This is a genomic window from Dysgonomonas sp. UBA7710, assembly GCF_002482385.1.
Taxonomy (GTDB): domain Bacteria; phylum Bacteroidota; class Bacteroidia; order Bacteroidales; family Dysgonomonadaceae; genus Dysgonomonas.
In genome coordinates this window covers 22,272-37,765 of record NZ_DLFW01000041.1, presented here as the reverse complement: position 1 = coordinate 37,765, position 15,494 = coordinate 22,272, and the positions used below count along the sequence as shown (strand labels likewise).

Genomic DNA, 15,494 nt, shown 5'->3' with positions numbered 1-15,494 from the left:
AAAAAGAAAAGAAAATGAGCGAAATAAAGAAATTCAGGGCGGTAAACTGGAATACTCCCGATAATGATTATGTTGAAATGTTTTGGGAACAAAATCTCAAACAGTTCTGGATAGATACCGAGTATATCCCTTCAAAAGACATCGATTCGTGGAAATCTCTTTCCCCCGAAATGCGTGAGGCTTATAAGAAGGCATTGGGGGGATTGACCCTATTGGATACGCTGCAAAGTCATACAGGTATGCCAAAAGTAATAGATCATATAGAAGGGCTGCAAAACAAGTCGGTATTATCTTATATGTGTATGATGGAGGCTATACATGCAAAATCATATTCTACCATTTTCACAACGGTAGCCACTACGGCCGAGATAGACGCAATATTCGATTGGGCATCCAATAATGAACAATTACAATTTAAAGCGAAAACAATCGATGCTAATTACCGGAAATTAGATAAAACAAATGTAACCACTGAAGAGATTTATATGGCTCTGGCCTCATCCGTAATGCTCGAAACATTCCTGTTTTACAGCGGTTTCTTCCTTCCATTGTGGTTAGCCGGGCAAGGTCAGATGGTCGCCAGTTGCGATATAATTAAGAAAATCGTAGCTGATGAATCGATACACGGAGTTTTTGTTGGATTGTTGGCTCAGGAGTTCTTTGCAACTTTCAGTGAGAAACAGAAAAGCAAGGTAAAAGAGAATCTATTCGAATTGATGGATAAACTCTACGAGAATGAGTTAAAATATACAGATCATGTTTATGGGGACGTTGGACTTACAGGTGATGTAAAAGAGTATATTCGTTATAATGGAAATAAAGCGCTGATGAACTTAGGGTTCGAACCGCGCTATGAAGTCGGCGAAGTTAATCCGATTGTCCTCAATGGTTTGAACGTAGAGACTACCCAACATGATTTCTTTTCCAAGAAATCGACTAATTATGAAAAGACATTGGAAGTCGTACATTTACATGATGATGATTTTGATATGGATGAAGAATTAAGATTTGAAGTATAGTATGAAGAACGTTTTACTTCATTGTTGTTATGTACCATGTTCAGCACCCATCATCGGATGGATGCTGAACAATAATATATATCAGATTAAAATATTCTTAAATAACTTATTGGAAACTTGATCTTTTATTAAAAAAGATTAATACCTTTGTCTGGATTTTGGTGTCATGCTTCCGATCCACGGAAAAATGAAAAAGGGAATCAGGTGTAAATCCTGAACAGTACCCGCTGCTGTAAGCTCCGCCAGAAATCTTTGAACAATACTTAAATCCACTGTTCGAATAAGAATGGGAAGGACGATTCAAAGATGGAGCAAGTCAGAAAACCTGCCAAGATTGATTAGTTTTAAAGCTTTCGGGAAGTGGAGCTGAAGACGCCGATGAGAAATCAATCAGTTTTGAAAATTTGCCTGGTGTTTCGGACATTTAGATTTTTTATCAATTAATCTTCAATTGTTTTATTTTCTGTGAGCTATTGGATAATTTTTCAATCAGCTAAAAGATGTATTATTGTACTCGTACTTTGAGAAACTCCGGACAATCAGTTTTTATATCCTTCATGGTGGGGGTATGCATCATTTTCTCTTGCTCCATTCAGGCACAGGAATTAAAACCTAAAAATATTGTAATCAATAAAACTGATTCTCTTATAACCCGGGGAAAAAGCATTACAGATTCTGTATATCAGTTAAAGGATATCATTGTTGTAGGAAAGATAATAAACAAAGAGGTTATTCCTGCCCAGGTAATGACTATTAAGGATATTGAACGGCTCAATGCTCTTTCGGTTGCAGATGCAATACGCTATTTTTCAGGAGTCCAGCTGAAAGATTATGGTGGTGTAGGCGGGTTGAAAACCATAAACATCCGCAGTATGGGGACAAACCATATGGGCGTATTTTATAATGGGATACAGCTGGGTAATGCGCAAAACGGACAAGTAGATTTGGGCAAGTTCTCACTTGAGAATATAGAAGAGATTTCGCTATATAATGGACAGAAGAGTAATGTATTCCAATCGGCACGGGATTTTGGTTCCGCCGGTACAATATATCTGCAAACCCGCACTCCAAGGTTCGAAGAGGGCAAAACAAGTAATTTCCGAGCGTCTCTCCGTGCCGGATCATTTGGATTACTCAATCCGGCTATATTGATGGAACAAAAAATCAATGAAGATCTCAGTGTATCATTTAATGGAGAATGGACCAACGCTTCAGGCAAATATAAGTTTCGTTACCGGCGTCTGAACCCCTTGGGTGAAGTTGCATATGACACAACAGCTGTTCGCAAGAACGGAGATATAAATGCTACACGTTTAGAGGCTAGTCTTGACGGGAAATTACGGAAGCAAAACGGGAAATGGAAAATACATGCTTATAATTATAACTCGGAGAGAGGCGTTCCCGGGGCAATCGTAAACAATGTATGGCGCAACGGTGAACGGCTTTGGGATGTAAATTCTTTCCTGCAAGGTTCTTTGGAAATGGATGTGACAAAACGTTACAGAACCCGTATTAATGCTAAATATGCAGTAGACAAGACCCATTATGTAAATAATGACTATAGGCTGGTTACTATTGATAATATATATAAACAAAAAGAGATTTATTTTTCATCCGCAAACGTCTATAACCTGATGAAAAACTTGGATATCTCGGCATCTTATGACTTCCAGTGGAATATACTTGATGCAGACCTTAAAGATTTTCCATTCCCGACACGCTATACTCATTGGGGCTCTTTGGCTACATCATATAATAGTGACCGATTCAAGATTCAAGCCAGTATTCTGGGTACATTTGTTCACGAATCAGTAGAACGATATTCTAAAGCACCGGATAAGAACGAGGCTACCCCTGCTGTGTTTGCTGCATATAAAATACTAAGAAACGAATCTCTTTGGCTTCAGGCATTTTACAAAAAGATATTCCGTATGCCTACATTTAACGACCTCTACTATACAGATATGGGCAATGCCAATCTGAAACCGGAATATGCAACCCAGTATAATCTTGGGATAAATTATACAAAAGAATTTAATCGCGGGATTTACCGTCGTCTCAACATCCAGGTAGATGCTTATTATAATGAGATAACAGATAAGATAATAGCTTATCCTAAAGGGCAACAGTTTCGCTGGACAATGCTAAATCTGGGAAAGGTTGAAATTAAAGGGATAGATGTCTCTGCAATCAATAGTTTTCAAATAGAGCAGGTACAGATAAATTCAAAGCTACAATATACCTACCAGAAAGCACAGGACTTTACCAATCCGGCTGATACTTATTACGGAGATCAGATCCCATATATTCCCTGGCATAGCGGTTCGTTTATTGCCGGAGCAGATTGGCGTGGCTGGTCTTTCAATTACAGTTTCATTTATGTGGGTGAAAGGTATAATCAACAGGAAAATATCAGATATAATTATACCCAACCATGGTACACGCATGATTTATCACTGGCCAGAGTATTCATGTTGAAAAAAAATCTGATGAAAGTTTCGTGTGAGGTAAATAATGTCATGAATCAGAATTATGATGTAATACTGAATTATCCGATGCCTCTAAGGAATTACCGTTTATCGGTGAGTATAGAATTATAGGAAGATGAGACACTTTGTTTACATAATATGCTTTATTCTGCTATTGCCTCTTTCCGGTTGCAGGGAAGATGAGTTGGTACTCCCAACAGAGTATGACTTGTTGCCGATTCCGGAAAATATGGAAGCAAATCCGGCGCGTATGTACCTGCTCAATGAAGGTAATATGGGAAGCAACAAAGCCAGTATAGATGTTGTAGATTTCAGAACGGGAATCTATAACCGGAATATCTATCCGGAGAAAAACCCTACAGTCGTTAAGGAATTAGGCGATGTAGGCAACGATATCCAGGTATATCGCGGACGCTTATATGCTGTGATAAACTGCTCTCATAAAGTAGAAGTCATGGATGCTGCTACAGGAGTAAGAATTATGCAATTTGAAATTCCCAATTGCAGATATATTCGCTTTTATGGAAATTACGCTTATGTAACATCATATGTGGCTCCGGTACTGATAGATCCGGCTGCGCCTCAGGGTGCTGTTTATCGCATCGACTTACGGACAAACCGGATTGTTTCAAAAGCGGTAGTCGGTTTCCAGCCGGAAGAACTGGAAATCCGCGACGGATTGATATTTGTCGCTAATTCAGGTGGATACCGCGCACCTAACTATGACAATACCATATCCATAATAGATATCAATCGATATAAGCAAGTAGCACAGATACCAGTCGCAATAAATCTGCACCGGTTGAAAATCGATAAGAATGGTAAAATATGGGTGTCTTCCCGTGGCGACTATAAGTCGATAGGTTCTAACCTGTATGTACTGAAAAAAACGGACAAGAGTCCATGGTCTTACGAGGTGGAGAAAACAATGAACATCCCATGTACAAATATGGCTCTTAAAGGAGATTCACTATATGTGTACAGTGTTGAATTCAATTTCGAAACACAGAAGAATACTGTAACATATGGTATCATTGATGTAAATAAAAAGGAACTGGTTAGCAGCAACTTTATTACCGATGGTACCGAGAATGAAATCACAGTTCCATATGGTATAGCTATTCATCCGGTAACCAGTGAGATATTTGTAACCGATGCTAAAAACTATGTATCCAGCGGGGTTTTGCACTGTTATAGCCCCGATGGGAAAAAAAGATGGAGTGTGCGGACGGGAGATATACCGGCTCATATGGCATTTTATAACGTAACAGAAGAATCCGAATAATGAAAAGATACAAAATACGGTATACAGCAATTGTGTTTTTCACAATTATGTTTTCAGCTTGTCAGACAGAAGATCCGACCATGAGTCTGGGAATTCAGGATATGTATATTCTTCCCCGGATGCAAAAAGAAAAGCTTATTCCGGCATTTACCGGCCAGGGCTACAAATGGGTAGAAGTATTGCCCGATGGAAGAGATTCATTGGTTTCAACAGAGAAAGATTACATTTTTTTGAAAGAAAAACCGGGCACATATAAAATGCGGTTCGAAATCATTGATCCTCTAAATTATATGAGGGAGGAAATAACATTTGTAGTCATTGAGGAACAAGTAGAATACAGGCAAGGAATTACTAAAGTGTATGAATACGTCCCTGCTCCCGGACAATTTGTGAATAAAATGCCTGAGTATGAACCTGGCGATACAGAAGAAACAATGCGCAGGAAAGCAGAGGAAAACCTCTCTGCTGTAAGTACGATAGGAGTCAGTCTTGGCGCTTATGGAGGTTACATAACTTTTGGATTCGATCATACCGTAATGAACATAAAAGGGCAGCGGGATTTTGAAGTTTACGGCAATTCATTTTATTCTTCGGGAGAGGCTAAAGGAGGAAGTAACGAGCCGGGAATCGTTATGGTTTCGTTCGATGCCAATATGAATGGGATTCCCGACGATGATTGGTACGAACTGGCAGGCAGTGAGTATTATAAGAAAGAAACAATCAAGGAGTATGAAATCGCTTACTTCAAACCCGATCCGGATAAAATTCCAACACCGGACAATGAATATGTATATCTAAATGATACAACATATATCAGATGGGAAAGTAGCCAAAAAGATTATGGCTATGTAAGCAAAAATATCTATCACGACCAAAGCTACTGGCCTTTATGGGTAGAAAACAAAACAATTACGTTTAAAGGGACTAAACTAGCTGATAACTATTATGTAATAGAAGGTGGATCATCGACTCAATACATTCAGCAAGCCTATGATTGGGGTTATGTGGATAATCATCCTAATTCGGCAGAAGATAAGAATGGAAACAAGCTGTGTTCGTTCGATATTGATTGGGCTGTGGACAAGAAAGGGAATAAAGTGAGGCTTCCCGGAGTCGATTTTATCAGGGTGTATACAGGAGTCAATCAATATTGCGGTTGGCTTGGAGAAACCTCTACCGAAATATATGGCGCAAAAAGCTTACACGTAGGGAGGAAATATTGACGTCATCATATCCTCCTCGAATAAAACGAGGCTAGGAAAAAGAAATGTTGGAAGATTGTAATCACTAAATAATTTATTTTAAAAAGCTATGAAAAGAATAAACCTGATTTTAAAAACATTAATAGTATCCCTGCTGATTGTCGGTCTGGGGGCTTGTTCCGATTCTGATAAAGAAGAACCTACACCTGCTGAAAACCAACAGAAATTAATTTTAGCGGCTTTAGAGTCTGATCCGGAATTATCACAATTCACAGAAGCTTTCCGGTCTATAGACCTATCTTCCTCTGCGGCTACAAATTTCACGGTCCTTGCTATAAAGAATAATGCAGAAGAAGGAGGCATAACTGCTGATATCTTAAAAAGGCATATTTTGGAAAAAGCTTATACCCCTTCAGCTCTTACAGAAGCAGGAAAAGTAAAAAGCCTAAACGGAACTGAACTTATTGTGAAAACTGCCGAAGGGATTGTTTCTCTGAATAATACACCTATAGGAACACATATAACCGTAGGAAACAGTACCTTGTATATCTTGGACAAGGCTATTCCGGCTGAGAATACATTTCTGGGGCTGGCTTCCGGATTTGATGTATCAATAAGTAAGGTATTAGAATTGCGTCCGGAAGTGATAGATTTGGACGGTGCAACATTCGAATGGACTCAGGAATTTGGTGGCGAAAAGACTGTAATTTCGACAGAAGTAAATTATGACTTCATTACACTTGCCGCAGGTGAATATAAGCTGAGTTTAAAAGCTACTTTACCAAATGATAAAACGCTGGAAGTGAGCACTGTGATTACAGTAATTGAACCGGAAAAAGCCTTTGTTGCTTTTCCTAATAGGGTCTTTGATTTTGTTCCTGCTCCCGGACAAACAATCAAGGTACTTGGTGATACTAAGGAAAAAGCCCTCACAGCTGTTTATGAACAGATTAAGACTGGTAGCGGTAATGTGTATATGGGTGCGTTTGGCGGATATATGGTTGTGGGTTTCGACCATACTATTATGAACAAAGCGGGATTTTGTGACTTTACCACTAAGTATGGAGGTAGCAACATTTCTCCTTCTGTTATCTGGGTGGCATATGATGCAAACAAAAACGGGATGCCGGATGATGATGAATGGTATGAGATCGAAGGAAGTGAATATGGAGGTGTGAATGACCTTGGAATACAGTCTTATACTTATCAAACTACGAAGACTGAAGATGGCTATGCCTGGACTACACAGGATGGTAAAACCGGATATGTGACCGATTCATACTTTTGGGGTAGCTTAATGGCTGAAGTTGAGGTTCCTTTCTGGATTACCGGGCCAACATATACTCTTACCGGTAGACAATTGAAGCCGAATATAGACGAAGACAACGATTTTAAACCGGCCTTACCGTTTGCCTGGGGTTATGCTGCTAACCAACCGAACGGCAGTAAACAGGCGGCTATTGACATTGACTGGGCTATAGATGCAAAGGGAAACAAGGTACATTTGCCGGGTGTCGATTTTATAAAGGTTGTTAATGCTATTCAGGGTATGAGGCCGATGATGGGAGAATACCGTTACCAAGTGACGTCGATCGAAGACTTACATTTACAAACTGTGGAGATTACAACATCAGAAGCTCAGTCGGTCAGATAAGATTATTGAATAGTTCTTTTTCTTTATTGAAAATAAAATCATAAGATGAGAGTATAAACAGATGCTCAATCGTGGAGTACCTGTCTTTTTAAACATCCTTCGGTATATATTCATCTATGAAAAATGGATATCTTCTTATAATATAAAGCCAATGAACCGATTCTTACGACAGCTATTATTCCTGCTTTCTATAAGCGTCCTGCTCTTGACAGTTTCCTGCCGGGACGATTCTTTGCGTGAAGATCTGGAGATAAAAGAGAGTCAGGAAGGAAAAGATGATAATGATAACAATAATAGTGATTATATCCGTGTCGTTTCAGACCCTGAGGCAGCACTAGCCACGGCTAACTGTATAATGATAAAACCGGGAGAAACTACTTCCATACCCGTTGCAAAGGCTTTTGCCGTATGGGAGCAAAACCAAACACTTTTCGGGAAAAAATTTTCTCCAAATGGTGACCTGGGTACAATTTTAATATGGGCTATACCAAATGACTTGATTGACAGCGAATATCTGGAGATTACCGGTTACGAAGACATAAATAGAGCGGCAATCAATGTAAAATCAAAACCGGGATCAAAGGGGAATGCAGTAATTGCTCTCACAGTAGATGGCGAAATACGCTGGAGCTGGCATCTCTGGGTTACGGATTACAATCCGGATAAAGATTTGCAATCCAACAACCTTAAAACGGGCCCTAATATAGTAGACGGAGGTAAGCTATACCGGTATAAAAACAATACCGGAGACAATATCTTTATGGATCGCAATCTGGGAGCCAACAGTGCCGACAAAACCAAAGGTAAAGAAACTCATGGCATGTATTATCAATGGGGGAAAAAGGACCCGATGCCGGGGTTTGCTCCACCCAATTATTTCCCGGAAACGCTATTCGACCTTCCGGCTGAATACCGTGAAAATAATTTGGCCTATTCCATCGAGTTTCCAGATGAATATATCAATCAAAGAGGGCGTAGCGGAGGAGAATGGTATAGTTATAATGAAGGTATACATAACCACGACTTATGGGGTTCTATAAGCAATAAGAAATCCATCTACGACCCCTGTCCGGAGGGTTGGAGGATTCCAGCGATGTCAAAGGAGCAAGAAGAGGCTCCCGGATGGCGGGTTGAATTTTCCCCTTGGTACGTAATAGAACCGGAGAATCAATTTGTACGTACTAATCCCCAAAATAGTCTGGATTGTGAATCTCCTGCACTTGGGTTCTTCCCTGAGACGGGATGTATTGTAGATGGAGAATTATGGAAGCATGAGCGTTCGGCATCACTTTGGACTGCCACCGCCTTTCATCTCAGTTGGGATGAAAGAAGCTACATGTCACGAATAATGGGAGAGTATCCTGTTGTTATTTTAGACAATAGGGGAAAAGGGTTTAATATACGATGCATACGACGCCTTGAAGAGAAAACAGATATTAAATGAGGTCAAAAGATTTAATAGAGCAGGTTGATATTTCGATGTATAAAGCCGGAGATATAAGAAAAGTGTTTTACAGCTTATATATAACATTAAAAAAATTACATTATGAAACATTTATTTAGAAAAATCGGTTGGTTATTTACACTGTCTGTGATTTTGTTTACAGGTTGTCAGCAAGATGAAGAATTCTCTCTGCCAGGTGAAAATGGAGTAAATACAGGTAATTTAAAAAGTGCTGTTGCCGGATATGACTATCTGGCAAATACAAATGGTGTTTTTGTGCTGTCGGAAGGCAATATGACAACTGAGAACGGAACGCTTTCTTATATTGACGCTTCTGGCTCCTCTTCTACTTATCCATCTCAGAACTGGGTCTATGGAAGCCCTGCCTCAGGTGCTATGGGTAATGTATCTCAGGATTTATTTATAGCCAATAATAAAATGTATATTGTTTCTCAGAATGGTGATTCATTCAAGCCGGGAGAAACCACACATATTTTGAGACTAAATAATGAGTTAACGAAGATAGACAGTTTTAATCCGGGTAATTATTTCCCAACCAGCTGGTCTGGAAGTGGGGCAACACCTACCCATCTGGCTGTAAATGGAAATTCTATTTATATAAGGACCAATAGTGGTGTCGTTATCGCTAACGAAACTACTACGTCCACAACACCAACTTCTATAAGTGGAATAACAAAACCTTCACGCATACGTATGGCAATGGTGAAAAACAATGGCGTGAAATATTTATATGTAGGTTCGGAGCAAGGTACTGTATACAGAATCAATACCTCTACAAATGCGGTGTCAAGCATAAGCGTTTCGGGAAAAGTTGCGGGATTGGTCGCTGTACGGCGTAATAGCAATGCCGATCAGTATATATATGCATTGAGCATCGTTTCAAACAGTCAGGCTATTTTATATAAAATATCAGGAACTACTATAGATGCATCATATACAATCAACTCGTCTTTCAACTCAGGTTTGCTTATTCCATCTGTCGGATTGAGTTGCTATGCTGGAGGAACACAGGATGTCATTTACTTTAGAAGTAATGGCTGGAACCCGACACAAATATTTAAGTATGCAATAACATCAACTACAGCAGGTACACTAAGTACCCTTTACACAGTGCCTGGCGGAATTGATCCGAACGCCCAGATTATTTATGGAGACTTAGCTGTAGACCAAAGAACAGGTGATGTCTATTTCGGATATGTTGGTAATTGGGGTGTTTATGCTACAGTAAACGGAGTAGGCCGTTTAAGAGGAGGCAACCCTTCATCTATACAGGAATATAAAGCGAGTGCTACAGGTACAAGTCAGATTGATACCCGTTTTACTGCCGGAATTTATTTTACCCGTGAATTTGATATGTAAAATCAGGAAATTATAAGCTGTAAAACATTTAAATAATACATGGAAACTGAATAAATAATTTAAGTCCTACAGCTTTTAGACTTTAAAAGATTAGTAATTTACTAATCTTATCAAGCTAATTGACATAGCAAAGAAATAAGGCCGTTGCGAAACTTTCTTATTTCATTTATCCGGACAAAATTACTCCCTCAAATTACAGATGGAGTATCAAGTGTCAATGTATATAGGTTGAAAAGGACTGCTAGAGACAATCCGGCAGTCCTTTTTATCTGGCATTAAAATAATTAATTTCAATGGTGAGTTATGTCCGTGGGAGAGAATAAAAGATCTACCTTAACTGAAAATAAAATCAAAGATGCATTTTTAGATTTATTTGATTGTGTCACTTTCTATTTGTCATAGGAAAGGAATTAAAAAGACCTCTAAATGTATTATTTAGAAGTTTTTGTCTTTTTATGTCTGTTTTTATGTTTTAAGATATTCTGAATATCGGTACATATCACGTTGTCTTTATCAGTGATGAGAAGACACGAGTAATCCGGAAACTTTTTGATAAACTTCAAACCTTTTTCTTTTCCCAAAACCATAATAGAGGTACTGATTCCATTGGCTGTTTCGGCATTGGGACCAATGACGGTAACACTCCTGAGGCCATTTGCGGGGAATCCTGTTTTGGGGTTGATGATATGGGAGTAATACTTTCCGTCAAATTCCACAAATCTTTGATAATCACCCGAAGTTACAACCGATGTACTATCTTTTGAGGATAAAACTTTGAGTATTTCTCCCGATTTAAACGGACTTGCAATCCCTATTTTCCATGGTTTACCATCCGATTGGGTTCCCCATACCGCCATGTCTCCCGATGCATTTACAATTCCCGAATTAATACCAAGAGATAACATCAACTGTTTACCTTTTTCTGCGGCATATCCTTTTCCTGTGGCACCGAAACCAATTTTCATACCCGGAAGTTTAAGAAAAATAGTAGAATGAATACTATCCAGTTCAATATTCTGATAACCGACTTTTTCTATGGATTTTTTGATGGCTTCTACTGAAGGCATTTCTTCCATAGAGCCGTCAAACTTCCAGATTCTGTCCATTGCTGCAATACTGATGTCAAAAGCACCGTCAGTCATTTTAGAAAAATAAAGAGCTCTTTTAGTAAGTTCAAAGACCTCTTTATCTACTTTTACAGGACGGATTCCTGCGTTCCTATTGACTTCGGAAATTTGTGTATCCGGCCGCCATTCAGAAATAAGATTTTCAATTCTTGAAATTTCGGAAATTACTTTTTCGATGTTTTTTTCTGCAGAAGCAGAGTCTTTATCTACAATGGTAATGTCGAAACGGCTTCCCATCAATAACGTATCTTTGTGCATCTGGATTTGAGCGCAAAGCATATTTGCTGCCAAAAGAAGGAAACTTACAAAACTGAAAATTTTATTTAAGGAAGATTTCATTTATATAGTAATTCCGGTTTTTTCACTCCAACTTTTCTCCCATTTCCCGAATTCTTCAACAGAGCGATTATTTATCATAAAAATATCAACAAAACGAAAAAACTGTGGTTGTGATCCCAAGAGTGTATCGACTTTTTCCGCAAAACCGCAAAATTTTTTATATTTTTTAGAGCCAAACCCAACGACTGAAAACTGAATATTTTGCTTTTGCGGGTATTTATTTAAAAGAAATTCGAACTTCTGTGCATTTGCAGGAGTATCTCCCTGACCATAGGTAGACGTGAAGATCAAAAGATGCTTTGCTTTCGGAAACTCCTGATATTGGTTAAGATAAGCTACAAATACTTTCTTTTTGTTAGCGATTAACTGCTTTTGTATTTTATTGGCAAAGGTCATAGTTGTCCCATTCTCCGAACCGACCAAAAGGATATATTCGGCTTCGCTTACTTTATATTTATTGCTGCTTTTAGTAAAAACTCGTCTGAATGTTATTTTAAATCCCGTATATATAAATATTATAATACCGAATGAGGTGATACCTAATATCAAAGCCAACCAGATATTTGCCCGCCCGGTATGAAGATCCAAGCTCAGATTTGCCAGTAAAACGGAATACGGATAACGAACCTCCTTCGTAATTTCTCCCGAGAACTGATTGATCTCTAATTCCCTGTCTTTAAGCCTGAGTATAAAAACATCTTGAGAGTCATTAGTATCAAAAGGAAATTCTATTCTTTCGATATTGCTTAACAGTATATTTTTAAATACCGGAAATTCCTCAATATCTTTCTTTTCTTCCGGGGCTTGAATCTGATAAGATGTTTCAATGTTCTTCTGTTCGGGAATGAGCTTGAAGCGTTTCATAAACAGATAGCTTCCGGTAAGTGAGATCAATAGAACCGGAATCAGTAACAAGCGTCCAAGAACTACATGCAAATATTGAGGAAGATAATCTTTATTAATCTTTGAGAAAAAATGGCGGATACCTTTTTGTCTTTTGATGATAAGAATGATCCCTGAAACAGTAATCAACAGAAATAAGAATGAAACAATACCGACCATAAAACGCCCCGCATCATGGAGAAAAAGTGAACGATGCAGCGTCGTAACCTGATTGATAAATTCACTCTTCTGAAAAGGCTCTCCTAATATTTCCCCATTGTTGGGGTCAATGATGGCTTTCATGCTATTACCTTCTTCATCGAAGCCTTCCAACGTTACGAATTGGTTTTTGTCACTACTGATTCCGGTAATTTCAGGATAAACCTTGCGCAACACCGAAAGGGATTGCGCAAGAGTAATATCGTCAAAGTTTTGAACCTTATATGGATACGTTGCTTTTTCTGTAGCTACATCTATTGCAAGGATTACTCCTGTAGCTGCTGCTATCAGAAGAAAGATGGACGAAATAGCCGCCAATATAAGATGCGATATCCGAAAAACGGATGAAACCATAAATAAATTATTGGGTTTTATTGAGTTTTACATACCGGACATATCCCTTACCTTCTACTCTTTCAGAGAATCCGCCTTTAGTTAAAGGAATCACGGCATCTTCCATATAATATTTCTGGTTTTCAACAGAAGATTCAATACGGATTTTATATCCTTTATCGAATTTCGAATCATCAAGGGTAATTGTTGTGATACTTCGTTCTCCTCCTGCAATGGATGCTCCGGTAATTGCGCTTAACTGTTCGGCTTTCTTAGTCTGAGCCTTATGCCATTCTTCCAAACTATTATACCATTTTTTATCTGGTCCGAGTACGCTTAAAGTTTTTTCATATTCTCCTTTAGCATTGATAAGCGAGACTACAAGATATGCTTTTTCACCTTGGTAATTAGTCATCTGAAGCATTAGCTTGTATTTGCTGCTCTGTGCACTCACTTGAAGAGAGCAGAACGCAATAGCTGCAATAAGTAATAAACTATTCTTTAAAATCTTCATATTCTTATTTTAAAAACTCTATTGAGACATTATTTTTTGCTAGGATTTCATTTTCTTTTGCAAGATCGTAAGCCGTTTCACCGAATTCTGTCCTGATAGATTTGTCCGCCCCCAAAGAAACCAGGTATTTAAGAGCCTCATCATTTTTTGCAACAAGGGCTGCTTTGTGCAGAGCGGTATTTCCATCTTTGTCTTGAGCATTTATGTCAGCTTTAACACCGGCAAGCTTTTTTAGAATATTCACATCTCCTTTATCGGCGGCAACATGGAAAACGGTTTTCCCGTCTTTAAATGTTTTCGTAAAATCTAAACCTTTTGCTTGTAAAGCATTCAATTTTATAGCGAAATCATCCTGTTGTTGCACTGCGGGATTTGCCTGTCCTTGCGGTGCCCGGCCTTGAGTATTTCCTGCTTGTGGAGCGCCTCCGAAACCACCTCTTCCCCGTGGCGCACGATAAGAATCTACCAATAAATATACTGCTCCATTTCCGTCTTTATCAGTTGCATATATGTCAGCACCGTTCCGGATAAGAAATTCCACAACCTCTCCGGTAGAGCTTTTTACAGCATTGAGCAATGCCGTTTCATCATCGTTGTTTTTGGCATTAATGTCTTTTACAAATGGGAACAGGACTTTTACGGCTTCTATACTTTTTCCTCCGGCTGCATTAATGAATGCTGTATTTCCTTCTTTATCTACTATTGAAGCGTCAACACCTTTAGATAAGAGATAAGCTATAACTTCATCCTGATTTTGATTTTTTTTAGTTACCAAATGTAATAATGTTTGTCCTTGCGGAGTTGTTGCTTTCGGGTTTAGCTTCAGTCCGTCTACCAGATATTGATAAGTATCCGCTTTATTTGCTGAACGATATGTTCCTTGGGCTGCTGCAATAAGTGCGGTGTCGTCATATTTTACTCCTCTTTTAACGAGTTCTTTAAGGATATCTACATTCCCTATTCTCGATGCATAAAAGAATATACCATTGCCATTTTTATCTGTGGAAGAAAGAGAAGCTCCGTTCTTCAACAAATAATCTGTGATTTGAAAATCTTTATCATACCCTATAGATAAAAGCAATAAATCGGCATTGTCTTTGGTTTCGTATTCTTTAAGCGGGTCTAATCCGTTTTTTATCAATACATCAAGAACATCTACTTTCAAAGTCCCGTTAAATCCGGAAAATGTAGCGGCAGTATGTCCGTTTGCATCTATGAAATTGATGTCTGAGCCTTTTTTTATAAGATAATCTGTTATTTCCGGAAGGCCTTTGCTCACAGAAGTGTGCAGGTATATTCTACCTTCGTGAATGGTTCGTGAAAGATTAACGCCCGGTTGGTCTATCAGATATTTTATAACATCAAGGCTTGCATTATTATTGATTGCCTGAAATACCGGATCATTTGATCCTTCAACGTTTTCGAAATCAAAACCTTTAGAGACTTCTGCCTTTACTTCGGTAAGGGTAGGATTCGATTTCCAGAAGTTCTGGTCGGTAAGAAGACTTTTTTCTTGTGCATTGGATATTAATGTAGCACAAAGCATGATGGAAAATATAAATTTCTTCATTTTTGAATATTGTTTTATGATAAAATTCTAAGACTGT

Annotated in this window: 11 protein-coding genes and 1 riboswitch; of the genes, 7 read left to right on the top strand and 4 right to left on the bottom strand. The window is 38.5% G+C overall.

The window, feature by feature from the left end; translation table 11 throughout:
* The first annotated feature begins 14 nt into the window (after positions 1 to 14).
* From nrdF to B3317_RS12690, 7 genes are all read left to right on the top strand, one after another.
* Positions 15 to 1,019 (top strand): class 1b ribonucleoside-diphosphate reductase subunit beta, encoded by a 1,005-nt coding sequence (gene nrdF / locus B3317_RS12720; RefSeq protein WP_291112153.1) that lies wholly within the window; start codon positions 15 to 17, stop codon positions 1,017 to 1,019.
* A 142-nt stretch (positions 1,020 to 1,161) separates the two neighbouring features.
* Positions 1,162 to 1,366: riboswitch (cobalamin riboswitch) on the top strand.
* A gap of 153 nt (positions 1,367 to 1,519) precedes the next feature.
* Positions 1,520 to 3,619, top strand: a complete 2,100-nt coding sequence (locus B3317_RS12715; protein WP_291112152.1) for a TonB-dependent receptor plug domain-containing protein — start codon at positions 1,520 to 1,522, stop codon at positions 3,617 to 3,619.
* Positions 3,620 to 3,623: 4 nt separating this feature from the next.
* Positions 3,624 to 4,793: a YncE family protein gene (locus B3317_RS12710; RefSeq protein ID WP_291112149.1), complete on the top strand. Its 1,170-nt coding sequence runs from the start codon at positions 3,624 to 3,626 to the stop codon at positions 4,791 to 4,793.
* On the top strand, positions 4,793 to 6,016 hold the full coding sequence (locus B3317_RS12705) for a cell surface protein (protein WP_291112146.1): 1,224 nt from the start codon (positions 4,793 to 4,795) through the stop codon (positions 6,014 to 6,016). The genes B3317_RS12710 and B3317_RS12705 overlap by 1 nt, the downstream gene beginning before the upstream one ends.
* Positions 6,017 to 6,104: 88 nt before the next feature.
* A complete protein-coding gene (locus B3317_RS12700; RefSeq protein ID WP_291112143.1) occupies positions 6,105 to 7,649 on the top strand; it encodes a PKD-like domain-containing protein in 1,545 nt (514 codons plus the stop codon).
* A gap of 151 nt (positions 7,650 to 7,800) precedes the next feature.
* A complete protein-coding gene (locus B3317_RS12695; RefSeq protein WP_291112140.1) occupies positions 7,801 to 9,093 on the top strand; it encodes a hypothetical protein in 1,293 nt (430 codons plus the stop codon).
* A 102-nt stretch (positions 9,094 to 9,195) separates the two neighbouring features.
* The gene (locus B3317_RS12690) at positions 9,196 to 10,473 is read left to right on the top strand and encodes a DUF5074 domain-containing protein (protein ID WP_291112137.1); all 1,278 of its coding nucleotides are present in this window, start codon (positions 9,196 to 9,198) and stop codon (positions 10,471 to 10,473) included.
* A 431-nt stretch (positions 10,474 to 10,904) separates the two neighbouring features.
* Here B3317_RS12690 and B3317_RS12685 read toward each other — a convergent pair whose 3' ends face one another.
* The 4 genes from B3317_RS12685 to B3317_RS12670 are packed head-to-tail and all read right to left on the bottom strand — an operon-like array spanning position 10,905 to position 15,457.
* On the bottom strand, positions 10,905 to 11,939 hold the full coding sequence (locus B3317_RS12685; protein ID WP_291112135.1) for an FAD:protein FMN transferase: 1,035 nt from the start codon (positions 11,937 to 11,939) through the stop codon (positions 10,905 to 10,907).
* The gene (locus B3317_RS12680; RefSeq protein WP_291112132.1) at positions 11,940 to 13,394 is read right to left on the bottom strand and encodes a PepSY-associated TM helix domain-containing protein; all 1,455 of its coding nucleotides are present in this window, start codon (positions 13,392 to 13,394) and stop codon (positions 11,940 to 11,942) included.
* Between the two features lie 7 nt (positions 13,395 to 13,401).
* Entirely contained in the window at positions 13,402 to 13,887 is a 486-nt protein-coding gene (locus B3317_RS12675) for a DUF2271 domain-containing protein (RefSeq protein WP_291112130.1), read from the bottom strand.
* 4 nt (positions 13,888 to 13,891) lie between these two features.
* Complete coding sequence (locus B3317_RS12670) at positions 13,892 to 15,457, bottom strand: ankyrin repeat domain-containing protein (RefSeq protein ID WP_291112127.1); 1,566 nt, start codon at positions 15,455 to 15,457, stop codon at positions 13,892 to 13,894.
* Positions 15,458 to 15,494 lie beyond the last annotated feature (37 nt).